This window comes from Rhodococcus sp. DMF-1 (assembly GCF_021441945.1).
In the GTDB taxonomy this organism is placed as follows: Bacteria; Actinomycetota; Actinomycetes; order Mycobacteriales; family Mycobacteriaceae; genus Rhodococcus; species Rhodococcus ruber.
Genome location: NZ_CP090443.1, coordinates 94,974 through 118,039, shown reverse-complemented (window position 1 = coordinate 118,039; position 23,066 = coordinate 94,974). Strand labels below are relative to the sequence as shown.

At 64.8% G+C, this 23,066-nt stretch carries 18 protein-coding genes and 8 pseudogenes; 13 read left to right on the top strand and 13 right to left on the bottom strand.

Annotation, left to right across the window (positions count from 1 at the left end; genetic code table 11):
* Positions 1 to 650 precede the first annotated feature (650 nt).
* The 3 genes from LZP97_RS26720 to LZP97_RS26710 are packed head-to-tail and all read right to left on the bottom strand — an operon-like array spanning position 651 to position 2,100.
* Complete coding sequence (locus LZP97_RS26720; RefSeq protein ID WP_234575185.1) at positions 651 to 1,460, bottom strand: TniQ family protein; 810 nt, start codon at positions 1,458 to 1,460, stop codon at positions 651 to 653.
* Positions 1,457 to 1,612 carry a hypothetical protein gene (locus LZP97_RS26715; protein WP_442792850.1) on the bottom strand — a complete coding sequence of 52 codons (156 nt, stop codon included), beginning with the start codon at positions 1,610 to 1,612 and terminating at the stop codon, positions 1,457 to 1,459. The genes LZP97_RS26720 and LZP97_RS26715 overlap by 4 nt, the downstream gene beginning before the upstream one ends.
* Positions 1,609 to 2,100 (bottom strand): TnsA-like heteromeric transposase endonuclease subunit, encoded by a 492-nt coding sequence (locus LZP97_RS26710; protein WP_442792849.1) that lies wholly within the window; start codon positions 2,098 to 2,100, stop codon positions 1,609 to 1,611. The genes LZP97_RS26715 and LZP97_RS26710 overlap by 4 nt, the downstream gene beginning before the upstream one ends.
* A 220-nt stretch (positions 2,101 to 2,320) precedes the next feature.
* On the opposite strand from LZP97_RS26710, the gene LZP97_RS26705 reads away from it, so the two are divergent.
* From LZP97_RS26705 to LZP97_RS27560, 3 genes and pseudogenes are all read left to right on the top strand, one after another.
* Positions 2,321 to 2,758 carry a hypothetical protein gene (locus LZP97_RS26705; RefSeq protein ID WP_234575183.1) on the top strand — a complete coding sequence of 146 codons (438 nt, stop codon included), beginning with the start codon at positions 2,321 to 2,323 and terminating at the stop codon, positions 2,756 to 2,758.
* A gap of 271 nt (positions 2,759 to 3,029) precedes the next feature.
* Positions 3,030 to 3,176: a hypothetical protein gene (locus LZP97_RS26695; protein WP_234575181.1), complete on the top strand. Its 147-nt coding sequence runs from the start codon at positions 3,030 to 3,032 to the stop codon at positions 3,174 to 3,176.
* Positions 3,177 to 3,924: 748 nt separating this feature from the next.
* A pseudogene (locus tag LZP97_RS27560) lies at positions 3,925 to 4,068 on the top strand (GAF and ANTAR domain-containing protein); the annotation flags it as partial.
* 616 nt (positions 4,069 to 4,684) lie between these two features.
* On the opposite strand, the gene LZP97_RS26685 reads toward LZP97_RS27560, so the two are convergent.
* Together LZP97_RS26685 and LZP97_RS26680 are read right to left on the bottom strand one after the other, a co-directional pair.
* Entirely contained in the window at positions 4,685 to 5,050 is a 366-nt protein-coding gene (locus LZP97_RS26685) for an ArsR/SmtB family transcription factor (protein WP_185712635.1), read from the bottom strand.
* A complete protein-coding gene (locus LZP97_RS26680) occupies positions 5,047 to 6,294 on the bottom strand; it encodes an MFS transporter (protein ID WP_234575180.1) in 1,248 nt (415 codons plus the stop codon). The genes LZP97_RS26685 and LZP97_RS26680 overlap by 4 nt, the downstream gene beginning before the upstream one ends.
* A 230-nt stretch (positions 6,295 to 6,524) precedes the next feature.
* Between LZP97_RS26680 and LZP97_RS26675 the strand changes: the two are divergent.
* The 3 genes and pseudogenes from LZP97_RS26675 to LZP97_RS26665 form a co-directional block, all read left to right on the top strand.
* Positions 6,525 to 6,755, top strand: a pseudogene (locus LZP97_RS26675) (hypothetical protein); the annotation flags it as partial.
* Positions 6,756 to 7,028: 273 nt separating this feature from the next.
* Positions 7,029 to 7,172 (top strand): annotated as a pseudogene (locus LZP97_RS26670) (heavy-metal-associated domain-containing protein); the annotation flags it as partial.
* A gap of 124 nt (positions 7,173 to 7,296) precedes the next feature.
* Positions 7,297 to 8,717 (top strand): IS3 family transposase gene (locus LZP97_RS26665; protein ID WP_234575247.1). Its coding sequence is split into 2 segments (ribosomal slippage): positions 7,297 to 7,660 and positions 7,660 to 8,717, totalling 1,422 coding nucleotides; the frame shifts between segments, so codons are not numbered across the junction.
* 48 nt (positions 8,718 to 8,765) lie between these two features.
* Here the strand turns inward: LZP97_RS26665 and LZP97_RS26660 are convergent.
* Positions 8,766 to 8,980 (bottom strand): annotated as a pseudogene (locus tag LZP97_RS26660) (IS30 family transposase); the annotation flags it as partial.
* On the opposite strand from LZP97_RS26660, the gene LZP97_RS26655 reads away from it, so the two are divergent.
* Together LZP97_RS26655 and LZP97_RS26650 are read left to right on the top strand one after the other, a co-directional pair.
* Positions 8,958 to 9,167: an integrase core domain-containing protein gene (locus LZP97_RS26655; protein ID WP_234575178.1), complete on the top strand. Its 210-nt coding sequence runs from the start codon at positions 8,958 to 8,960 to the stop codon at positions 9,165 to 9,167. The pseudogene LZP97_RS26660 and the gene LZP97_RS26655 sit on opposite strands and share 23 nt — an antisense overlap.
* A 548-nt stretch (positions 9,168 to 9,715) precedes the next feature.
* Entirely contained in the window at positions 9,716 to 10,075 is a 360-nt protein-coding gene (locus tag LZP97_RS26650; RefSeq protein WP_185712639.1) for an ArsR/SmtB family transcription factor, read from the top strand.
* Positions 10,076 to 10,224: 149 nt separating this feature from the next.
* Here LZP97_RS26650 and LZP97_RS26645 read toward each other — a convergent pair whose 3' ends face one another.
* From LZP97_RS26645 to nthB, 3 genes and pseudogenes are all read right to left on the bottom strand, one after another.
* Positions 10,225 to 10,539, bottom strand: coding sequence for a nitrile hydratase accessory protein (locus tag LZP97_RS26645; RefSeq protein WP_044476167.1), 315 nt, complete (start codon positions 10,537 to 10,539; stop codon positions 10,225 to 10,227).
* Positions 10,536 to 11,146, bottom strand: a pseudogene (nthA, locus tag LZP97_RS26640) (nitrile hydratase subunit alpha). Before nthA ends, LZP97_RS26645 begins: the two are co-directional and overlap by 4 nt.
* Positions 11,147 to 11,159: 13 nt before the next feature.
* Positions 11,160 to 11,849, bottom strand: a complete 690-nt coding sequence (gene nthB, locus LZP97_RS26635; protein ID WP_185712640.1) for a nitrile hydratase subunit beta — start codon at positions 11,847 to 11,849, stop codon at positions 11,160 to 11,162.
* A 1,176-nt stretch (positions 11,850 to 13,025) separates the two neighbouring features.
* Between nthB and LZP97_RS26630 the strand changes: the two genes are divergently transcribed.
* Positions 13,026 to 13,472: a MarR family transcriptional regulator gene (locus LZP97_RS26630; RefSeq protein WP_234575176.1), complete on the top strand. Its 447-nt coding sequence runs from the start codon at positions 13,026 to 13,028 to the stop codon at positions 13,470 to 13,472.
* A gap of 50 nt (positions 13,473 to 13,522) precedes the next feature.
* Here LZP97_RS26630 and LZP97_RS26625 read toward each other — a convergent pair whose 3' ends face one another.
* Both LZP97_RS26625 and LZP97_RS26620 read right to left on the bottom strand, forming a co-directional pair.
* The gene (locus LZP97_RS26625) at positions 13,523 to 14,608 is read right to left on the bottom strand and encodes a substrate-binding domain-containing protein (protein WP_006940503.1); all 1,086 of its coding nucleotides are present in this window, start codon (positions 14,606 to 14,608) and stop codon (positions 13,523 to 13,525) included.
* Between the two features lie 425 nt (positions 14,609 to 15,033).
* Positions 15,034 to 16,166: pseudogene (locus LZP97_RS26620) on the bottom strand (IS630 family transposase).
* Positions 16,167 to 16,857: 691 nt separating this feature from the next.
* Here LZP97_RS26620 and LZP97_RS26615 point away from each other — a divergent pair.
* From LZP97_RS26615 to LZP97_RS26600, 4 genes are read left to right on the top strand one after another with little or no spacing between them, the layout of a single operon-like run.
* Positions 16,858 to 17,571, top strand: a complete 714-nt coding sequence (locus tag LZP97_RS26615) for an energy-coupling factor ABC transporter permease (protein ID WP_185712642.1) — start codon at positions 16,858 to 16,860, stop codon at positions 17,569 to 17,571.
* Positions 17,558 to 17,914 carry an energy-coupling factor ABC transporter substrate-binding protein gene (locus LZP97_RS26610; protein WP_075288616.1) on the top strand — a complete coding sequence of 119 codons (357 nt, stop codon included), beginning with the start codon at positions 17,558 to 17,560 and terminating at the stop codon, positions 17,912 to 17,914. The genes LZP97_RS26615 and LZP97_RS26610 overlap by 14 nt, the downstream gene beginning before the upstream one ends.
* A 34-nt stretch (positions 17,915 to 17,948) precedes the next feature.
* Positions 17,949 to 18,701, top strand: a complete 753-nt coding sequence (gene cbiQ, locus LZP97_RS26605) for a cobalt ECF transporter T component CbiQ (RefSeq protein WP_185712643.1) — start codon at positions 17,949 to 17,951, stop codon at positions 18,699 to 18,701.
* Positions 18,698 to 19,612, top strand: coding sequence for an energy-coupling factor ABC transporter ATP-binding protein (locus LZP97_RS26600; RefSeq protein ID WP_326491672.1), 915 nt, complete (start codon positions 18,698 to 18,700; stop codon positions 19,610 to 19,612). Before cbiQ ends, LZP97_RS26600 begins: the two co-directional genes overlap by 4 nt.
* 321 nt (positions 19,613 to 19,933) lie before the next feature.
* On the opposite strand, the pseudogene LZP97_RS26595 reads toward LZP97_RS26600, so the two are convergent.
* Both LZP97_RS26595 and LZP97_RS26590 read right to left on the bottom strand, forming a co-directional pair.
* A pseudogene (locus LZP97_RS26595) lies at positions 19,934 to 21,329 on the bottom strand (IS1380 family transposase); the annotation flags it as partial.
* Between the two features lie 446 nt (positions 21,330 to 21,775).
* A pseudogene (locus LZP97_RS26590) lies at positions 21,776 to 22,977 on the bottom strand (FAD-dependent oxidoreductase).
* Between the last annotated feature and the right edge of the window lie 89 nt (positions 22,978 to 23,066).

The following is a 23,066-nucleotide window of genomic DNA, read 5'->3' as shown; positions in this document are numbered from 1 at the left end:
GGAAATCCGCAACAGGGACGCCTCCCCAGGGGAGCGGTGGCACGGCCCCGACGATCCTGACGCGTGACGTGACATGTGGCGGTGACGGCGTCCCACCACCGGCGAGCGGTGGACGCAACCGGTAGGAGCCGGGGGCGCGGAACTGCGGACTGCCCACGCCCCCCGGAGGCCTCGTCGAAGTAGCCGGGGGATGCGGGCAGGACGGGGCGTGGCGCGGTCGTCTGCGCGCATTCTGCTGAGGCCGCCCGGGCTGCGACATCATGCTCCCAGTCAGGGCCTCGACCCCCACGCCACCCGGTGATCCTGCCCGACCCAGGAGTCGAACCGTCGGCACCGAGGCATCCTCTCCCCGCCACATCCGGACTGTCGGTTCTCGGTTGATCTGGCGCGGCTGGTGGGGTTGACCTGGTTTCCGCCAGTTGGGGGTGGTGTTGTCGTCGGTCGGTGCTTCTCACTTGAAGTGGCGGATTGTCGGGAGGATGGGGTTGTGGAAGCGGGCTGTTCTCCAATGCCTCTCGCGGACTGCTCTGAATCGTCTGCGGTGCTCGATGATCCAGCTTTCGAGTGGATCGATCCGGTTGGGCAGCACAGCAGGTCGCCGAATCGCGCGGGTTGTCCGAGGTGGCGAGCGATGCGGCGATAGAACTGGGTCACAGCATGGTCGTAGTCGGCCAGGGCGACATGGCGTCGCCATTCGAGGTCGCAGAGGATCTCGGCGAGCGGACGGCTTCGGGCATGACCAGCAGTGAGGTTGCGCTCGCGGATCGGGGCAGGGTGGCTGCCCGTCGGTCCCACCGGGTGTGCAGGTTTGCGAAGGTGTCGGTGGGGAAACGGGCGCGGGTGCGGTGCCAGTTGGTGACGATCCGGTTCGCGTGCCAGAGCTGTTCACGAACCCAGGCGAGGTCTTCGACAGTCGAGCACAGCCGCCGAGTCGGCGGTCGGCGGTCGGCGGTGAGGATCTCGGCGTTTCCCGACAGGTCGATCTGGTCGGGGTGATCGCCGGTGGTCCCGACCCAGCGGCGGTGTCGCCGGCAGATGGACGGGGCCTCGTGGCCGCGGACGCGGACCTGAGGACGGCCGGGAATGCGGGCGATGCAGCAGTGGCAGTGGTCGCGGATGGCTGCGCTGCGGAAGGCACGGAGCGTCGGGTCGGTGTGCGGTAGTCGGTCGCCTCGGGAGGCCGACAGGCCGGGCAGTGCGTGACACAGCCAAGCGGCGGGCAGACCGGTGAAGGTTTCCAGCCGGGCGAGGGCGGGTGCGTTGAGAGTGACCTCGCTGTTGTGCACCATCGTCGCGGTGGGGCGGACGCCGAGGGGGTCGCCGAGGGCACGCAGCAGCGTGGTCGGCCGGGCCAGGGCGTTCGCGGCGGCGAGTCGGAAGACGTAGGACACCACGGTTTCCCCGCCGATCGGGCGGACTCGGACGGGCAGGAGGTGGGCGGGCTGTTGCCATAGCGTCATCGGCCGTTCCCGGGCCGGTGCGGCTGGAACTGGGCCACGGCGGCGCCGTCGAGCAGCGCGGCGTCGAGGTGGGCTTGGGTGATCGTCTCGGCGCCGTCGGTGATGGCGTCATTGGCGGCCTCGTAGATCAGGTGATCGAGACTGCCGATCATGCCGCCGGTGCGGGCGTGCAGGTAGTCGGCTCGCTCGAGGAGGGTTCCGGGGCGGTGCTGGTGCAGCCGCAGGGTCTGTCGCCGATCAGGTGCAGCGGACGCGAGTCCACCACCGCCACCGTCCCGTCGACCGACCGCACCAAAAAGTCCGGGGCGTGACGGCGCGGCGTGCCGCCCTCCGGCGTCCAGAGCAGCCACAACGGCTGCGACGCGACGCCGACCACGCACGCGTCGAAGTCCAACGCCACCAGATGATCCCGCTCGACCCACGACTCGAACCCGATCTGACGGCCCAGCGTCGCCGACCAGTACCACCCCGGGAAGTTCCGCTGCCCCCGATACGACGGGAACGAGCGCACCGGCCGGACCAGCTCGTCGACCACCTCCGGCACCCGCCGCCACGGCACCCGCTCGACACCGCTCTCGCCCGCGAACACCGCCTCGAACCCGTCGGCGGAGCACCCGAGCCCCTCTGCATGACCCAGCACCGAGGCATCATCTCCGCCACCTCAGTGAGAAACGCGCCACCACGCCGCCAGATAGGTGAGAAACACGCCAGATCCGGTGAGAACCGACAACAACAAATGCGCCACCCGAGTGTCGACTCGCCACCCGCTCACCGTTTCGTACGTATCATGTTACGTACTAAACGATACGGTTGACGGTAGTCCCGGGTGACGACCGGACACCAGCGGAAGGGGTGGCGTCATGACCGAGGGCAGCAGGGGAGGGCGGCGCCGCGAGTACGCCTCGGACGCGGACCGGGTCCGGGCCTGGCGGCAACGGCAGAAGGAGCGGGCCCGCGCCGAGCGGCTCGCCGCGGCCGCCCCCACCGATCCGGTCGCGGCGGTGTCCACCCTGGCCGAGGCGGTGCCGCTGCTGCGGCAGGAGACTCAGGCCGCCCTCGCACGCCTCACGGAGGTGGCCGCGTCGATCACCGCGGCCACCGCGCTGCTGGCCGACCCGGCCGCGCTCGACGCGCATCTGCGCCGGGTCCACGCCGACGCCGACAAGGTCCGCGCCGACGCCGGCGCGAGATCGCCCGCCTGCGGGAGGAACTCGACACCGCCCGCGACGAGCGCGCCGACGCCGAGGCGGCCGCGGCCGCCGCGCTCGCGCAGGCCGACGACGCCGCCGCGCAGCTGACTGCGGCCCGCCGCGAGCACGCGAGTGAACTCGACCGGCTGCGCGCCGACCACGCCACCGCGGTCGAGGCGGTCCAGGCCCGGCCGCCGACAGCGACGCGGCGCACCGACGGCGGATCACCGACCTCGAGACCCTCGTCGAACAGCAGCGCGACCGGCTCGCGCAGCTGCGTGCCGCCGCCGAGCAGGGCGCCGTCACCGTCGGCCGGCTCGACGCCGACCTGGCCGCGGCCCGCGCCGAGACCGCCGCCGAGCGGGAGCGCACCGAGGCCGTGCGCGCCGACCTCGCCGCCGCCCGCGCCGAGACCGCCGCGGCCCGGGCTCAGGTCGATGCCGCCCGCGACCGCGCCGACGAGCTGCGCGCCGAACTGCGCGAGGTGCGCGCCGCGGCAGCATCGGACCCGAACGAGCGGGGATGACCCGCCGAGACCCCGAGGAGCGAGCCGAATTCCGGTGCGTCCCCTGGCGTCGCGCCCCTGACGGCCGGCCCCACCGGTGCGGCAGGAGGATCGTGGTGCGGAGCCGGGTCGCGCCCCGGGCGGGAGTGATCGTCCGCCCGACCTGGCGGGAGCCGAGCCGAAAAGCCCGCCGTGACACGGGCCCCTGCACGCGTGGCGTGCATGCCATGCACGCCATCGGATACCGGGCGGGACGGAAAGCTATAAAATACCGAATACTCCTCTCTGTCGCAACACGTCCCTCCCCGACCGATCACGGGTGTGAACCGCGCCCGCACCGGACCGGCGGGCTCCCGGCAAGGGTGCGACGAGGGCTGCGGCGGAACATTTCCGAAAAGTGTGGTTGCCGTGAGGTTTGCGCACCCGTTCACACCGGGCGGCTCCCGCTGCCGGGACTCTCAGGGGTCATCGCGGCGCGCTCGCACTGGTGGCCCGCCCGGCCTCATCCTCCGGCGGGCGCCGTCGCGATGGCGGCGCCGCCGGCTACGCTGCTGAGCCGGCCGCGCCTGACCGCGCCGCCGCTTTCCGGATGCGGCCGACCCCGGCTGATGGGGCAGTACCCCTGGCGGCGCCGGCAACCGACCCGCCCGGCCGGTCGAGGGTGTCCGTGCCGCCATGGGGTGATGGTCACCGAGCACCCCGGCGGCGAGCGGGGAGTGGAGTCGTTCGAGCGGCGCCTGCGGCGGCGCTCGAACACACCGCCCGGCAGATGCGTGACGAGCATGCCAGCCTCGAGCGCACCCTCGAGGTGATCACCCGGGCCGCGGTCGAGCTGATTCCCGGGGTCGAGCACGCCGGCATCACCCTGGTCACCCGCGGTGCCCGTTTCGAGTCGCGGGCGGCGACCTCGGAGCTCGTTGGTCGTCCACACCGTGTGGCGGACCGGGTCGTAGGCCAACCCGTCGGGATATTTCCCGGTCGGCGCGGTGAACACGACGTCACCGGTGTCCTCGTCGAAGGCGACCAGCTGGTTGCGTCCGGTGGCGGTGGCATACACGCGGTGTTCGTCCGGTACGACGAGCACTCCGTGCACGTCGGGAACATCGGCGAGGGTGCGGACGACCTGGTGAGTGTGCACGTCGACCTCGATGATCTCACCGGCGCCCATGTGGGCGAGGAACAGCAGTCCGCGTCCGGCATCGAGGCTGGTGTAGTCGAACCGCACCGGTCCGCCGGTCAACTGCACCTGCGCGACCTGCCGCAGCGGCAAATCGCCCGTCTGCAGGGACTCGGAGGACGGGGTAGACGAGCATCCGCCGGCCAGGGCGACCATGAGCCCCGCCAGTGTCACGAGGTTTCGCTTGGGCCGCATCTCCACCTCCGGAGCCGATGCGCCCGTGGCTGCAACACTGCGCGTGCGCAGGTACCTCGACGGTGGCCCCGTGGGGTGGCACGAGCGGGAAGAGGTAGGGGCGCCGACCGCAGCGCCGACCGGACCGGGTACGGAGTCGACCGGATGAGAGCGGGGTCTATTCGTGCGGGGGCTCGCCGGTGACGACGTGGTCGGCGTGGTTCATTCCCTCGCGGACCAGGCGGGCGAGGTGACCGTCGCGGATGCGGTAGACGACGTGGCGGCCGTCCTTGCGGGTCTCGACCAGTCCGGTGAAGCGCAGCTTGGCCAGATGCTGGCTGACGGCGGTGCGGGAGGCCGCACACGCTTCGGTCAGGGCGGTGACGTCGGCCTCGCCCTGGGTGAGCAGCCACAGGATGTACAGGCGGGTGGGGTCGGCGAGCATCCGGAACGTGGACGTCGCCGCGTCGAGCCGCTGCGGATCGGGCGTGACCGGGTGGGTCAGGCTTGCCGGCTCGTGCGCCGAGTCGGGGACCGGCTTCATCGCTCACACCCTTTCTGCGGCACCGCTTCGATCTGTCGGGGCTGCGTCGGCCAGACCCGCCCGGCAACCAGTCCTGCGAGTGTAGCGAGCACGGTGAGCAGGACCGCCGCGCTCGGCTGTCCTGCCGTGGCCCCGACCCAGCCGGCGATCGTGTAGGTGACGAAGAAACAGGCATGTGAGAGGGAGAACTGGGCGGTGAACACCGCGGCCCGATTCGCCGGCTCGGAGGCAGAGCGCAGCAGCCGGGCGGAGGGGGTGTTGATCAGGGAGGTGCCCGCACCCAACGCCAGCCAGATCACGGCGAGTGCGACCCATCCGATACTGCGGCCGGGATCGGCCACCAGCAGCGCCGCGGTGGCCGCCAGCCCGATCGGCACGAGGACGGCTCCGGTGAGCATCACCCGCCGGTCCGGGATCCGGTCGAGCATCCGCGGCAACGTGAGCGCCACCAGCATCGAACCTGCGCCGTAGAGGCCGAGCGCGACCGCGACCCCGGTGTTCGAATCGCCCAGGAGGTCGTGGACGTAGACGACGGTGTTGACCAGCACCAGGCCGGTCGCCGACGCGACCACCAGGTTCAGGGCGAGCAGTCCGCGCAGCGTCGGCCGGGCAGACATCACCCGGGAGCCGAGCGTGATCCGGTGCACCAGTGGCACCGAACGATCCGCCGGAGCGATCACCGGAAGCGCCGTGGCCACCACCAGCGACGCCGAGATCACGAACCCGACCATGGTGCCGAGGAACAGGTAGTTGTATGTCATCACTACCAGCAGCGCGGCCGCCAGGACCGGGCTCAGCAGCGATTCGAGATCGTAGGCCAGCCGCGAGAGTGACAATCCGCGGGTGTAGTCCTCCTCGTCGACCAGCACCGAGGGGATCACCGACTGGAATGCCGGGGTGAACGTCGCCGACGCCGACTGCAGCGCGAAGATCAGCACATAGATCTGCCACGGCTGATCCACGAACGGCAGCATCGGCGCGATGGCCGCCCGCACCACGTCCGCCCCCACCAACAGCGCCCGCCGCGGCACCCGATCGGTCACCGCCGAGATCACCGGTGCCACCAGCACGTAGGCGACCATCTTGAGGGCCAACGCCGTTCCCAGCACCACGCCGGCTCGTGCGCCGGCCAGGTCGTACGCCAACAGTCCGAGCGCCACGGTCAGCAGGCCGGTGCCGACCAGGGCGACGACCTGCGCAGCGAACAGACGTCGGAACGTTCGGTTCCGCAGAATTTCGAGCACCCGAGGACCTCCTGCACCGTGGGGCTACCCACCCACCATAGCGCATATGTGCGCACTTAAGCACATGTAGGTGATCGGCCCTGCGGATCGATCACGCTCCCGGCAAAGGCGGGTCGCGTCCGCGATCGACCACCCCGGTGCCGTGGGAGCAGGAACAGGCACGACAGGCGCTGAACGCCCTACGGGACGGCACCGACATATTCGACGTCACCGTCGCCGGGATGGCCGACCAGGTGGGCTCGGCACTCGGGCTCGCAGCGACAACGGCGGTGGCCGCAGCCTACGGCGCTGACCGGCTCGGTGACCTGCCGGCGCTCACCGACGGCTTTTCCGCAGCATTCCTGGGCGCGGGCGCAATCGCAATCGCACTCCTCGGCGCAATCGCCGCGCTCGTCACGATGAAGGCCCCCGCGCGCGAGGACACCCTGCGCTTGGAGGAGCCCGCTTCCACCACCAACTGACCAGAAGCGTGCTCCGGCGCGCGACTCCTCGCCCGCCGGAGTACGCCGAAGATCTCGAAATGTGGACTTTCGGGGGTCGCGACAGTGCGGTATCCGTCGAACAGCAAGTGATCGAAGTGGTGCGCACGAAGGTCGGCCGTTCACCCTCGCTCTGACACCCGCCTCGGGCCAGGACTCGCATCCGGTACCGGCACCCACCCTCCAGTATATACGCCCCGGGGGTATACCTTGGATCTGTAGGTACCCCGGAGGGGTATAAATGAGGAGGAGACCATGACCGAGAACGAGTACCGGGTGACAGGGATGACCTGCAGCCACTGCGAGATGTCGATCCGCGAAGAAGTCGGCGAGATCGTCGGTATCGAGGACATTCGAGTCAGCGCGAAAACCGGCATACTGCTCGTCACCAGCCCCGGCGAAACCCTGCGTGTCAGCATGAGTTGAGTCCACTGGTTCACAGCAACCCCGCCTGCAGGGCGAGATACGGATCAACCCAACGATGACGATGTCCACCCCTACAGCGGTCGAGGACAATGACCGCATGGTCTCCACTCACCCCCGAGCCGACGGACCCCGCCGGCGCGTGTTCAGCCCCGCCGACAAGCTCTCCCACCTGGACGCGTACGAACAGGCCTGCGAGACGAACGAAGGCGGGGCATACCTGCGCCGTGAAGGCCTGTACTCGTCGCTGATCAGCGAGTGGCGCAAACAACGCGACGCCGGCGTGCTCGACGGCAAGCAACCCGGCACGAAGATCGGCAAACTCACCGCCGAGCAGGCCGAGATCGCCCGACTCAAGCAGGAGCTCGCCCGCGCAAACAAGAGACTGACCACCACCGAGGCCGCACTGGACATCATGGGAAAAGCTCACGCTCTCTTGGAATCTCTCTCCGAGAGAGCGGATTTCGACGACAAGCCGAACAAGCGCTGACCGTAGCGTGGACCGAGCTGGCCGAAGCTGGGGTGTCGACGAGGACGGCCAGCACGCTGACCGGTGTGGTGCGTTCGACCGCAGTCCGGCGGCGCACCGCAGCCTCCGCGCCGACACTCGACGTCGCCCACGGGCCCGCGACCGAGCCGGCGAACAAACTCACCGCCCTCGAGCGGCAGCAGATCCTCGATGTGCTCAATAGTGATCGGTTCGTCGATCAGGCTCCGCTCGAGGTGTATGCGCAACTGCTCGACGAGGGCATCTACCTGTGTTCGGTGTCCACGATGTACCGCGTGTTGCGCGAGAATGCGCAGGTCAGCGAGCGTCGCCGGCTCGCGAGGCATCCGGCGAGGACCTGCCCGGAGTTGGTCGCGACCGCGCCGCGGCAGGTGTACTCGTGGGACATCACGAAGCTTGCCGGGCCGGAGAAGGGCCGCTACTTCGATGCGTACGTGATGATCGACATCTACTCGCGGTACATCGTCGGAGTCCATGTTCACGCTCACGAATCGGGTCTGCTGGCGCGGGAGTTGATGGAGCAGATCTTCGCCGTACACGGGATTCCGCAGGTCGTGCACGCTGACCGTGGTACGTCGATGACCAGCAAGTCCGTCGCCACGTTGCTGGCTGATCTCGAGGTCACCCGTTCGCATTCGCGGCCGCGGGTCTCGAACGACAACCCGTACTCCGAATCGATGTTCAAAACCCTCAAGTACGGGCATCGTTTCCCCGAACGGTTCGGATCCCTCAGTCAAGCAAGGGAATTCATGATCGAGTTCACCGACTGGTACAACCACGAGCACCGCCACACCGGAATCGGGTTGCACACGCCCGCCGACGTCCACTTCGGCCTGGCCGCCGGCAAGTCCGCAGAACGCCGGCGGGTACTCGATACCGCCCGCGCCCAGCATCCACACCGCTTCGGCACCGCGGCGGCGCCGAAGATCCTCGACCTACCCGACACCGTCTACATCAACCGGCCAGCCGACCATCCCGAGACCACAGTGGAGGACGAAACGGCAGCCGCCTGACACCCACTGGACTCAAACTGCTTGACACATTCCGTCCTCGGCGGTTCAGCGGGACAGATCGGTTCCCTTCGGGAAGTACTGGCGCAACAGACCATTCGCGTTCTCGTTCGTCGGCCGTTGCCAGGGTGAGTGCGGGTCGGCGAAGAACACTCTCGTGCCGGTATCGAGGGCGAACTGGGCATGACCGGACAGTTCCTTCCCCGGTCCCAGGTCAGGGTCTTGCGGAGCTGTTCGGAAAGGGTGGTCATCGAGGTCGTCAGCGCGGCGTTCAAGGCCGAGTTGATCTTCCTCGACGGTCCCTGGGCCGGCCGGGAGGACGTCGAAGCGGCCACCGCGCAATGGGCGCATTGGTTCAATACCGAACGGGTCCACGGCATGCTCGACTATCGCACTCCGGCCGAGATCGAGGCCGCCTACTACGCGCAAACGCCGGCCGCCTCCGCGGCCTGAGAATTGAACACACGCTCAGCCTCAACAAAACTCGGGACTTGACACCCACTGATATCGCCCCTGACTGCCCGTCAGAGGCGGTTCCGGGTGCCGATGCCACGGACCGGGCACGGCGAGGCCAGGATGGATGAAGACGCAGATATCACTTGTCTTTTCGGTCGCGAGGACGGAATGCAGCTTCACCGGTGAGGGTTCTGATGACAGTTGCGAGGTCGGTATCGGTTAGACAATCTTGATCTTCTACCGGGTGAAAATGGTTGATCCGGTTCTCTCGTTCTGGGCGGGGCGAGCGGTTAGACACGTGTTCTCCTTCGTTTCCGAGCAGGGTTGCGTGGTCACCGCGCGAAAACTGGTGGCGGGTGCCTGTTCCTGCAGGCTGGGTGCGTACTGCCGTTATTCACGTTCAGGTTGGCGGGCAGGCGCGCTGCGCCTATCGGTGTCGATCCGCCAGGGGCCTATCCACCGGCATTGCGGCAGGAAGGAGTTTGAAGCCAACGCATGCAAGAGTGTTGAGATTTATATGTGTAGAGGTGTGATTGAATTGGTGCATGGGACACGGTATGCGGGTTCGTTCAGCGACCCCGGTGGTCGCTTTGGACCCGGCTGCGGCGGCAACAGTCGCGGAGACTTTGCAGGCATTGGCGTCACCGAATCGACTGTTGATGCTGGCCAGGTTGCGGCAAGGACCATGCGGAGTCACCGAGCTCGCCGAGGCTGTCGGTATGGAACAACCTGCGGTTTCTCACCAGCTCCGCCTGTTGCGAGCGCTGCGGTTGGTGATCGGCGAACGCAGTGGCCGTAGCGTGGTGTACAGCCTCTACGACTCGCATGTCGCGTCGTTGTTGGACGAAGCGGTATACCATATCGAACACCTCAGGCTCGGTGCACCGGAGTCCCACTTGCCATAAACGCCTACAGCGTCACCGCGTTACCTTCCGCGAGTTCAGTACTCACCGAGCCAAATTTGGAACCACCGTCATGACGTGCGGGCGTACCCCGTCGGCTCAGACCCGTCGGGGTACGCCCGCACTGCTGCTGGATGGAAACGCTGGGAATGTCAGTCGATGATGGCCATCGATTCCATGCGCTCGCGGATCTCATCTTCGCTGATCAGCCCCGAATCGACCACGCTGGCCTCGAGCGCCTTTGTCCAGCTCTCGTAGTATGCCTCGCAACCGTTGGCCTCAGCGATCGAGTGAATGAGACGCTGCCGGAAGAACTCCCATTCGTACGACTTCTGATCCGAAAGCGCGATGGCGACCCCGAATGCCGTTGCTTCCCAAGGCTCGGTGAATACAAGCTCGCCATTGTCGCGGGGCGGTGCGGCGGTCCCAGTCGCCGGGAGCCGATCAGTGAGTGTGTCTTCACTCATACGATCACTTCCTGCGGTGTGAGCGCATTACTGACACCGATCATCGAGTCCCGACTCACCAGCTTCGCCAGCTCGTCCTCGGACCAACCGTCGGTGCCGGCGGCCGTTCCGGGATGACGATGTAGCGGATTTCGGAGCTGCTGTCCCAAACCCTGACCTCCACCTCATCGGGGATGTCGAACCCGAAATCGCGCTTGAGTACTCCACGAGGGTCTGCTACCACTCGGGACCGGTACTCCATGCTCTTGTACCAGGCGGGCGGGAGGCCAAGCACCGGCCACGGATAGCACGAACACAGAGTGCACACCACTACGTGATGTGTTTGGGAGTCGTTGAAGACGGCCGAGATCTGGTGTGCCTGCTCGCCGGCATAGCCCAATGACGCCATCGCGGCCGTCGCGTCTTCTTCGAGCCACTTGCGGTACTCAGGGTCCACCCAGGACTTGGCCACGACCTTGGCACCGCCCATCGGGCCGATCTCGTTCTCGTAGTACGAAACGACTCGGTCGACCGCGGCGGGCGTGATGAGCCCTCGCTCGTACAGCAAGGTTTCGATTGCCTTGGTACGTGCCTCGTACTCCGTGTACTTATTGACGTGCTCGCTCACTATCGTATTCCTTTCACGCAGAGATCAGGTACGGTTCCCAGAGATCGACGCACACTACGTCTTTCCCGTTTCCGTCGTCGCCCCACAGTTCCTGGGCGGAAAACGCGACCGTGTAGAGCGGGCGGGGATCGTCGCCGAGGCCGGCGGAGCTGCTCTCGGGATAGATCTGGCACCCGTGGGAGGTGACGATTTCCCCGATTCTGTTCCGCACATATTTCGGGCACCGTGTGTGTCCCAGCGGGTTCATGTTCTTCACTTTGACCTTGTCACCCAGGGAGAAACTCGGCTCCGCTCCTGGAAGCACTAGGGAGTGGGGCTCGTGAAGCCTCTCGATCGCCTTCTCGATCTCGGCCGGATCGAACTTCCGCGACGGGTTCCTGTCCGTGTACCGACCCTCGAGGATCTCCTGCACGCGGTGCTTTCGCTCTTCTTCGGTGATGATCTTGTCGGCGACGAGGATACGTTCCGCCGCACTCAGCCAGTGGGTGTAGTACGAGTTGCGAATCTCGTTGACGTAGTTTTCGTTCCCCATCGACTCCCGGAAGAACCGCGACTTGTCCCACCACGACATGCCCTTGAGATGCATCCAGGTCAGAATCGACAGGGTTCGACCCTCCCACTCGTAGTGGAAGAAGGGCTCGTCCTTCTGATAGGGGACCGGTCCGTATCCGGTCATGCCGCCTGTGTCGTGGATACCATCCATTTCCTCATTCCTTTCATCGGAGCTGGGCTCAAAGAGGGTCCAGCTGGCTTCTACTCGTAGGGAGAAGGTGTCAAATGTTCCGGCAACGGAATGGCGATATCAGTTGGCTTGAATGAATCCTTCACAGCACAACAATCATTGAACGGCGTCACAATGTGTCCGGATTGACTGTACCGGCCGGTTCTCGTTCGAAAAGAGAAGGGGCGCATGGATACCATCCCTGCGTTCGGGCGCTCTCCCCGCACACTACGGGGACGTGATTCGGTTCTGGAAGTAACAAGATTGAATCGCTTGCGCTGAATCTTGAGGCGTTGCCAGGACACGCATCGGTCCGGGAGGCTAAGTTCCCTCCGGGTGTCTGCGTCTCCGATCTCTCGGCTCCCACCCTTCGATGTTCGAGCTGCAGACTTCGCCTGCCGCCCTACGTGACAATTTTTACTTCACATCGGAACGGATGTCAATGTGTAGATGTGTTAATCCTGCGCATCCCAAAACAGGATGAAGACTCCGGCGATCGCATGATGCCTATGGTTGGCTCCGCATGCTCGTAGCAACCGTGGTCGTCCAACGGCGGCGGCAGGGGATCAGCATTGTCAGACGTCGTAGTGTTGCCGCGGTCGCAGTCCGGGCCGATGCGCAGAGCACGAAGAAGGGTGCGCTCGGTGACGTGCGGCACCGACCTCGACAAGTGGTCCGCGACGAGCGCCCTCGCAGGCGTTGGCGCCGAGTCAAAGCCCCTAGGAGGGGAGGGAACCGCCACGACTGTTGGCTGTCACGGCTGGGCTGCGGATTTCCGGGACAGGACGCCGGCGGCCTTCGTCTCAGGTGCTCGACTGCCGCTAGGTGTTCGTGACCGCGGCTGCCTTCCGGCCGAGGATGCGTAGGTCCCGCCGTGGGCGACGTCCGCCATGGCGATCCGCGCCAACTGAAGAGCCGTGAGGGCCGCTCGGGCGTTCACAGCAGTTGCCAGAGACGGCAGGCAGGGACGACGCCGGTTCCGGTCTTCGGCGTAGGCGGGAGGAGGGGTGGGTGGGTTGCACATCCGACTAGCGCCCAGGCATCGTCCACTCACGTGTAGGATCGACTCCAAGTACTTCCACTTGAAATAATTTGTTCAGTGGATATCCTCTTGATGAGGAGGTAAGATCAACTGCGCGTGGACGGGGAGGGACAGGAATGATCGAGTCGGAAGCGGTGGCTGAATCCGGAAATGTCGTTCGATCACCTTTGGTCGGAGGCGCCCTGGAAGCCGTGAGCCGGTCCCTGAGTCGTAAAATCCATAACGTGGTCGATCAAGAGAAGTTGACCGCGGACCAGTGGTACGTATTGGACATCATCGTCCGCAACGATGGTATCGCGATGACCGAGATCGCTCGATTCCTGGGCTCACCTGCGCCGACAACGACGAAGCATGTGGATCGCCTGGTCACCACGGCGCTGGCGTTCCGCCTTCCTGATCACGCCGATCGCAGGAAAGTACTGGTCCATGCTTCGAAGCGCGGCGGTTCTGCTCACAGTCGGTTGCTCCCACTCGTGCAGCAGGTCGAGGACGAGTTCATGGATGAACTCGCGATTCCCGATCGGCAGGTCCTGCGCACGGTATTGGAAACGTGGTTCGAGTAACGCACTTTCATCTGTGTGCCTCGACATCGCTCGAAACGCATCAACGCAACTCACACATGGGAAACCTGCGCTAAAATGTCGAACTCTACTCCGTCAGCCCGCGCGATGTACATGTCCTGAGCGAGATGGCGACCGTCGAAGCGGACATGGCCTCTAGGGCTGTCGTAGTCGAGGGTACGGTCTGCGTGATAGCTCAGAGACATCGGGTCGAGATCGCCGGCCCGGTCTGCAAGAGTGGCCAACAGTCGAATGCCCTCGTAGCACGACTCTCCAGGCGAAGTGATCGGCGGGGCGGTCGGGCCGAAGTGCTTGATGTACCTGGATTCGAAATCCATGCTGTGCCCGGTGACCAGGCACTCGAAGAACCCCGACACCGAGTAGAGTCCGTGCGCGGCGTGTGCGCCGCTTGCCAACAGCATGTTCTCGTCCATCAGCGGACTGAGTCTGACGATGTCGCGGTGCAGCCCTTTCCGTGAAAAAGACCGGTTGAACTGTACTGCGTCCTGGCCGAGGAGGAGGACGAGAACGCCATCGGCCCCCGACATCTCAATTGCCTCGAGCGTTGAAGTGAAGTCGGATGTGCCTAGTGACAAGAACTCGCACGACGCCAGTCGAACGTCGCTGCGGCCTCGACTCGGTCGCTGGTTCGACGCCAGGAATTCGCGAATGACCGAGACAGTCTTTCGAGGCCAAACGTAGTCACTGCCAATGACATACCACTTACGCACGCCGATCTCAGTCATCCATTCCAGGGCAGGAAGAATCTGATTCGTCGGTACCTCTCCCGTCATGAACACGCCGTCGGAGTTCTCGCCGCCCTCGTAGACTGCGGTGTAGACATACGGAATACGTCCGCCGATGGCGCTCACGATGCGTCGACGAACAGCAGACGTGTGCCACCCGACTACGGCGTCCAATTCCCGACGTTTCGTCTGGTCGGCGATGCATGCTGCTACGGCGGACGGGTCCGCGCCCCCGTCAACGAAGACCGGCGTAACCTCTCGGCCCAGGATTCCGCCGCCCGCGTTGAGCTCATCGATGGCGTACTCGGCGCTCGCCTGGCATGACGGACCGAAAATGCCGGACGGTCCACTCTGAGGTAGCACCAAGCCCAGGTTCAGTCGGCCAAGGGGCACAGCGGTCTCCTTGCGGGGATCTAGGCAACATGCTCCCTGGAGTATGAACCCGTTCACATTGCTCTGTCCATGACCGGGTGTTTCGCGACGGTTAACGTGTGCGCGATCGACGGCCTCAACCAAGTCATGGAGGGGAGAACCGCACATTCGTGTCGTTCGAAACGGCGGACCGATCGGCCGCACGGTCCCAACCTGCTGTGAAGCCTGGGATCTCTTGAGCGAGCGGTCGGGCGAGTGTGTCGAAGCCGTAGATCGTGCAGGTGCGCGCCGGATAGGGGCCAAAGAGGGGCCTCGCCCCAGGGCCGGCGGGTCACGTCGTTATCGGTCTCACGGGGAATCGACGTTCACGGGCATTCCCGTCGGCCAGTGACTCTGCGCTCGGTAACGTAGCCGGCACGTGAAGCCTGGAGACACCTAGTGCCGCATCACGCAACGTTTGCCCTGTCGATGATCTCGCGCAGCCGCCGATCCTCGGCGTGCTTGTTCCGCCAGATGATGTAGCGCCGAATCATCGACGACTGCTCCCGATGACTACCGTGATCGGTGCCGTCGAGCGCGAAATACCGCAACGCGGTGAACTGCGCCTCGATGCGGTTCAACCACGAACTGTTCGTCGGGGTGTACGCGAACTCGACGTTGTTCGCCCGGGCCCACTCGGCGACCCGCCGGCACTTGCGCGTGGTCAGATGGGGTGAGAAGTTGTCGCACACGATCGCGAGCCGGACCTCGGCCGGGTACAGGCCGCGCAGATACCGGCAGAACTCGAGGAACTTCGTGCGGTTCTTCGTCGTCTTGACGTGCCCGTACAGCCTGTCCTTGCCCAGGTCGTACGCGGCGAACAAATGACGCACTCCGTGCGGTCGGGTGTAGGTCGCCCGCCGCCGACGGCGCGGCTCGCGGTCCGGGTCCTTGTGCTTGCCGCCACGCTCGGCCCACTGCCGGCCCGGATGTGGCTGCAAGTTCAAGGGCCCGAACTCGTCGAGGCAGAAGATCGCCTGTGGCTCATCGGGATCGGGCACGACCTCGCCATCAGCGATGGCGTACAGGTGCTCGACGCGAGCCTTCTTGGCCGCGTAGTCCGGGTCCTTGGACCGTTTCCACGTCTTCACTTTTTGAAACGAGACACCCTCCTCTCGGAGCAGCACGCGCAGACCCTCGTGGCTGATGTCGTCGACCACCCCTCGGCGACCAGGAACTCGGCGAGTTTGGTCAGGCTCCAGGTCGAGAACGGCAGATCGTGCTCGACGGGGGTGGACTTGGCGATCTTCTTGATCTCGCGGCGTTCGGGCAGGGTGAACTTCTTCGGTCGGCCGCCGGCGTATTTCGGGTAGAGCGAGTCGAATCCGTCGGTGTTGAAGTTGTGGATCACGTCGCGAACCCGGTCGGCGCTGGTGAAGCTGACTTCGGCGATCCTAGGTACCGGCATGCCTTGGGCGGAGAGCAGGATCATCTGGGCGCGACGCCAGGTCACCACCGATCCGGTGCCGCGGCGGATGATCCGGACCAGCCGTTTACCTTCGTCGTCGTCGAGTTCTCGCACTCGTACTCGTTCTGCCACCTATCCAGGCTGACCGACGCCGTGGTCAACACACCGCAACCGGGCGGCGTGTCGACCCCAACAGGGCAAAGGTTCACGGGCGCGGCACTAGGGCTTGGGAAATTCCGCCGGAGGTGCACCAGCTGGGCAACCACAGCACGATTCTCCGTGTCCGTGCCAAACCCACATTCAGTCAGCTGGTCGTACGGGTTCATCTCTCTGAAAATTGCGTTCTGTAACTAATGTTCGCTGTGCACGCCTTCGGGCCTGGGACCCATGTCGGGCTACCGTCGGGGGAGGACTCGCACGACCCTGCCTGTTCGGCGCGTTACAAGAATCTTACGAAAATCTACTTCACAATGACAGTATCTGGTCTACCCTGAGAGCACACAACCTCACAGCCGTGCGTGTACCACCGGCGACGGACGGGCGAGTCGGCTCCGTACGGCGGTCTGTCTCAAGGGATGTGCAGGTATGAACTACGAGCCGCCTACGTGGCGGTGGCACGAACCGAGGCATGGGAAGGGGTTTGCCACTGATGCACGATCGACGCCGACGCAGGAACAGCCCCACACCGAGCAGCGGCGGTCATAGATTCGCAAGGTTGTAGACGTTCAATCGGACAGTCCACGTTTAGCGCCGTTCGCCCCCTGGTCGGCCGGCCTCTTGGGAGCGCGAGTTCTCAGATTCCGCTGGAAAGGAGCTTGCCAGTATGCATATCGCAGAAGGATTCTTACCGCCACTTCAAGCGGCGGCCTGGACGGTGGCGGCCGCGCCCTTCGTTGTTCATGGCGCGACCGCGGTGGTGCGCCAGGTACGTGAACGACCTGAGACGCGACTGCTATTGGGCGCTGCAGGAGCATTCACATTCGTACTATCGGCGATCAAACTGCCGTCGGTGACAGGTACCTCGAGTCATCCAACCGGGACCGGTCTCGGAGCAGTGCTGTTCCGCCCTCCGGTGATGGCTTTTCTGGGGACCGTAGTCCTTCTCTTTCAGGCACTTCTTCTAGCGCATGGTGGCCTTACAACCCTCGGAGCTAATGCCTTCTCCATGGCGATCGTCGGTCCATGGGTGGGGTACGCCGCCTGGCGAGGGCTACGATTACTCAACGCGCCAGTAGCTGTGGGCATATTCGCCGCGATGTTCTGCGCCGATCTCGCCACCTATTGCACGACCTCGGTCCAGTTGGCAGTAGCATTCCCCGATGCGACAAGCGGGATCCTGGGCTCGCTGGTGAAGTTCCTCTCGGTATTCGCGATCACGCAGATTCCGCTCGCTGTCATCGAGGGACTGCTCGGAGTTCTGGTATTCCGCACGCTGCGCCACATCGCCGGTCCGGAGCTTGCAAGCCTGAGAGTGCTGACACGTCGTGCCCGGCGCGGAGCAGAGGCCCGGACGGAGGATAGCTATGTCGCGTCATAAGTCTGCACTCACGAGCGCATCATTGGTAATCGCGATCGCTGTAATATTCTACGCATCGATATGGATGAACCGGGATCAAGCAGCGGACTCGAGCTTCGTCGGCAGCGACACAGCCGCTACGGAGTACATCGAAGAAAACAACCCCGAATACCGTCCCTGGTTCGCACCGGTCTTCACACCGACATCAGGAGAGATCGAATCGGGTCTCTTTGCATTGCAGGCCGCGCTCGGTGCAGGAGTGTTTGGATTCGCTCTGGGCGCACTTTGGCAGCGGCGACGAGCCGAGTCAGGATCGCGTTCGACGACGCCGGTCCCGGCGGCCGCCGCAGAGCCTGAAGATTGACATGGGACGGGGTGTCCCCGCCGAAGGGAGCGCAATGGCCTCGAGTGCAGCAGGAATCGACACTGTCGCATGGCGAAGTCCCTGGCGGCAAAAATCGGTAGCGGAGAAGGCAGCGCTCTACGGCGGTGTCACGGTTCTGGCGTTGACGTTGCCGCCCTGGCCGACGATCCCGCTGCTGCTGTCGGTATGCCTAATAACCTCCAAACCGGCTGGTATCCGATTAGGGCATATGCTCCGCTGCGCTCGCGGGCCTGCGACATTCATCCTCATCGCGGCCGCATCGACCATGCTCTCGGTGGACTTGAACAACTGGCAACTGTCAGTACCCCCAGAAGGAGTCGTACACGGAGCGACGCTGGCCGCTCGAGCGATAACCGCATCGATTGCGATGTTGATGTTTGCCTCGACGACGCCCATCACCACGGTGATGGGATCGCTCCGACGGCTCGGTGTCCCGGGCCCGTGTATCGACGTGGTGACCGTCATGTACAGACTGGTCTTTGTCCTACTTGAATCGATCTCGGTGATCAGGCAAGCACAGATCTCGCGGCTCGGATACTCGACCGCCAGACGTACCCTCGACTCGGCGGGGCTGCTCACCGCGGCGGTGCTTACTCGAGCATGGTCGCAGGCTAGCCGGTTGGAGATGGGACTCGCAGGGCGGGACTTCGGAATATCGATGCCGACCCTCGATGAACCGATTGTGAACTGGCGTTTCATCGGCGCCTGCGCATTGACGTTCAGCGCGATTGTTGGGGCATCCCTGCTGGAAGGAATATTGCCTTGAGCCACTTATCTTTACGCGCCGGAGGAATATCCTACGCCTATCCCTCAGGAGTCGAACCCCTCACCGACGCAACTATCGCCATTCCGCCGGCGTCACGTGTTGCTATCCTGGGAGCCAACGGATCCGGTAAGACCACGCTCTTGAAGATCCTCGCTGGCTCCCTTCGGCCCACCCGCGGAATCGTCGAAGTCGACGGCGTTCCGCTTCGGCATGACCGCCGCGGGCTTCGGCGCCATAGGCAATCCGTTCAGCTAGTTCTGCAGGATCCCGATGACCAGTTGTTCTCGGCGGATGTCGCACATGATGTGGCGTTTGGACCGGCGAATCTCGGCCTAGAACGAGCAGAAATTTCCGAACGAGTCGCTGAGGCGCTCGACCTACTGTCCATCGAATCCCTGTCCAGTCGGCCCACACATGAGCTGTCCTACGGAGAACGCAAGCGCGTGACCATTGCAGGTGCGATGGCGATGCGACCTTGCGTTCTATTGTTGGATGAACCCTCGGCTGGGCTTGATCCGGCAGGCATCGAGGAGATGTTCCGTGCGCTCGACCGACTTGAGGAAAAGCAGACGACGGTCGTCTTGTCGACTCACGACACCGCTCTTGCCTTCGAATGGGCTGACTCCGTGGCGGTGGTACAGGGAGGCAAGGTCCGGCAAGGAGACCCGGACCGGTTACTGCGCGACGGTGACCTCATGGCGGCGGCACGATTGCGGCCGCCTTGGCTGATCGACCTATGGGATCACCTGCGCACACTCGGTGTCGAACTACCGCGCTCCGTGCCGCGGAATACGGGAGAATGTGCGAAACAGATTTCCGAAACACTAGTGCCCCGTGTCACCTCCATACAGAGCCCCCTCTGCGCCGGAATGGGACTCCAAGGTGGATCGACATGCCAGCATTCCGGCTGATCTGTCATCTAGTGCTCCCGCTGTGGGGAGATAGTTCACGCCCGGTGGCCTCGAGAACGGAAGACACGCCGATTTTCGGCTGAGCATTCGGCTCGCGAAAACGATCGAATCCCCGTCCGTTTCCCGAGCCGACTCGGTTGAGGGTATTGACCGCCTGGAAAAGGTGCACAGCATCGACTGAGCCCTGATCCACCGATGCAGATCCGGGTTGGCTGATTTCGCGGTCGCGGTGTGGTGATGTTCGGGTGGGCATAGCGAAGTTGCCGGCCGGGTGCCGCCCTTCCACGTCTTCAGTTTCCTCGGTTGTGCCGGGGTGCGGCTCGGTGGTAAGGGTGCTGCCGCCCACAGCGACTGCCACGCCGCCATACATGGCCAGTGGTCGGGCAGGTGGAGAACGAGCCGTCTCCCGGTGGTGGCGATGCGGGCGGGCAGGTTGATGATCCGGGTGCGCACGCTGGCCCAGCGTGCTTTGGGCAGGTCGGCGGCGACCGCGCAAGCGCGGGCAAGCGCGGGCAAGATTGAACGCGATCACCGCCTGTGCCACCCACGCAGCGTTCGCCGCGTACTTGCCGCTGGGCAGGTGGGCCAGGGGCCCGGCCTCGAGTTCGGCGATGACCTGCTCGACGATCGCGTGGCCGCGGTGGTACCGATCGGCAGCGACCGCTGGCAGGGTGCTGTTGGTGATGAACGCATGGTGTCGGTAGGTGGCGAACAGTCCGCCCTGCTCGCTGCCGTCACCGGCCGACGGTTGCAGGCGCCGGACCCGCCGCACAACGAGCCGGCACGCGACGTGCTCGGCCTTGCGTCGACCGGTGAACGCCACGAACGGGACCTCGGCGATCTCGGCGTCGCTGATCCAGCGTCGATCTTCCTCGTCCCACACCGCGTGGGGATACTCGATCGAGGTCCACGCGTCGGCGGCGATACCGGAGTTCGCATTCCTGACCTTCGGGTTCATGCGGGTGGTGACCGAGTATCCGACTTGGTGCCGCAGGGCGGTGCCGACAAAGGCGTAGCAGAAGTAGGCGGAGTCGGCCCGCGCCGGGATCGGACCGGTGGTTCCGGGCCCCGCGGGCGGTGCCGATCGCCTGGGCCGGCGGTCGTCCCGCACCGGTGTGGGAGGCGCAGTTCCCGCGCCGGAGCCGGGCGCGGGCGATCACCGGCGCCGTGGTCGCGGTGCTGAGCGTGGCCAGTTGCAGGTTCAGCCCGCGGATGCCGGTGTACCCGAACGCCGCTGCTTGCGTAGCGTAGCCGTGGACCGGGCCGATCGTGGGGGCACCGCCCTGCACGAAGTGCTCGGGGGAGCGTCGACATCGACGAACGTGGTCGTCTCGTCGTCTCCGGCGAGCAAGGCGGGGAGCCGGTCGGTCAGACCGGCCAGCAGTGCGGCGTTGACCTTGTCGAGTTGCTGGACGTGCCCATGGGTGAACGAACGCAGGAACGTGCCCAGCGTCGACGGGGCGCGCACCCCGGCGAACAACCTGCCGGTGCCGCCGTGGCGGAGCAGATCCAGGTCGTCGATCGAATCCGCACCCGCCACCATTCCCGCGAGCACGCTCGTCGTCTTCACGGCAGCGTTCGGGGACGGCACCGTCAGCGTCTCGAGCAACTCGTACAGGCCAGCTGATTCGGCCAGCCGCAGCGCCGGGACCAGACCCGCAGTCGAGACGAGGTTGGGATCGTCGAACACCTGACGAATCGTGTGAGAGGGTTTCACCTACGAGGTGCCCTTCCTGTGCAGTTCGGATCGGACGTCGCAATCCAGATCTTCCCTGCTGGGAAGGGCACCTCGTTCTACACCACGCTCAACACACCGACCAACATCGGTGGATCAGGGCTGAGCTGCCGCTTCGTGTGGAATACTCCGCTGTCCTCTTGGGATCGCGGCAAGGTCACCGGCACTGCTGGCGGCAGCACCACCGGCCTTGCGCCCCGGAGGCGGCGACGCATGCCTAGATTTTGTCCGGCCAGGACGGGTAAATGGGTCTTGCCAACGATTACAGCCGATCGTTACAGGGGAGGAATACGCCGAAAGCCGGCGGATTCCTCCCACGTCCGTGCTGGCGAGGAGTGCACTGGGGCGGCAACGGTAGAGAGCGCCCTCGGATGGTGCGTTCAGGGATCGGCCACGTCAGCTCGGGCTGACGACACGCGGCAGCGTCGTCAAGCACGGCCTTTGAGCATCATGTTCCAGTACATGAAGGGCAATCCGTATCGTTTGAGATACCACATGTCCCGCCGTGACCTGGCGGTGTCGATCAATGGCAAGGACGGCGTGTGCGTGGCTGTGTAGTCGAATTCGGCGAGTAGCACAGTCTTTCGCGAGGTGGTCAACGGACACGATCCGTATCCGTTGTATCTCGCCCGAAGCGGCCGGCCGGACAGCGAGGCGGTGAGGTTCTCAGTGACGACAGGGGCTTGCTTACGTACCGCCGCACCTGTCTTGGCGTTCGGCGTCGATCCCACGTCACCGAGAGCAAAGATGTCGGGAAATCGATTGTGCTGCAGGGTGTACTGGTCGACATCGACCCACCCGTCCGGATTCAGAGGATCAGACAGCGGGGAGTCCTTGATCCAGTCCGGGGCCGATTGCGGGGCCACGACATGCAGCAGGTCGTAGGTCAGCGTGTCGGAACTGTCGGTGTGGCGATCAACGATTGTCACTCGGCGACCGTCCGGGTCTATTCTGCTCAGCTCGCTGTTGAGCCTGACTTCGATTCCGTACCGCGCTGCAGTACGGGTCAGTTCGTCAGCGAAGGATGCGATGCCGAACATCGCCGCTAGGGGCAGCACGAGCACCACCCGGATATCACCTAAGACGCCCTGTCGGTCCCAGTGGTCACAAGCCAGGTAGGCGATCTTCTGAGGCGCACCCGCACACTTGATCGGTCCGGACGGCATCGTGAACACAGCGGTGCCCGCCCGCATGTTGCGGATCAGTTCCCACGTCTTGGGCACCAAATCGCGGACATAGTTGCTCGAGGCAAAGGGAGTGGCCAGAGCTGCGTGTGCTCCGGGAATGGCGTCCCAATCGGACTGCAAGCCGGGACAAACCACGAGTCGGTCATATCCGAGTTCACGTCCGTCGTCGGTGACAATCACCTTGCGCTCCGGACTGACTACTTCCGCGGCACTGCGAACCCACGACACTCCTTTGGGCATGACCGACGCCTGAGGGCGGCCGCTTTCGGTCATGCTCGCACACCCACCGCCGACCAAGGTCCACAGGGGCTGGTAATAGTGCGTGACTGCCGGATCGACGACACAGACGTCATGCCCGCGGCGTCGCAGGCGCGAAGCCACACTGATTCCGGCGCTGCCTCCCCGAGTACAACGATTTCGTGATGAGCGGTGAGTGAGGGCATATGGCGCTGTCCGATCCTTCCGATTTCTCCGACAAAGAAATGTCCGGCAATACTACTGTTGAGTGCGATCAGGCCGAATGGAACCTCAT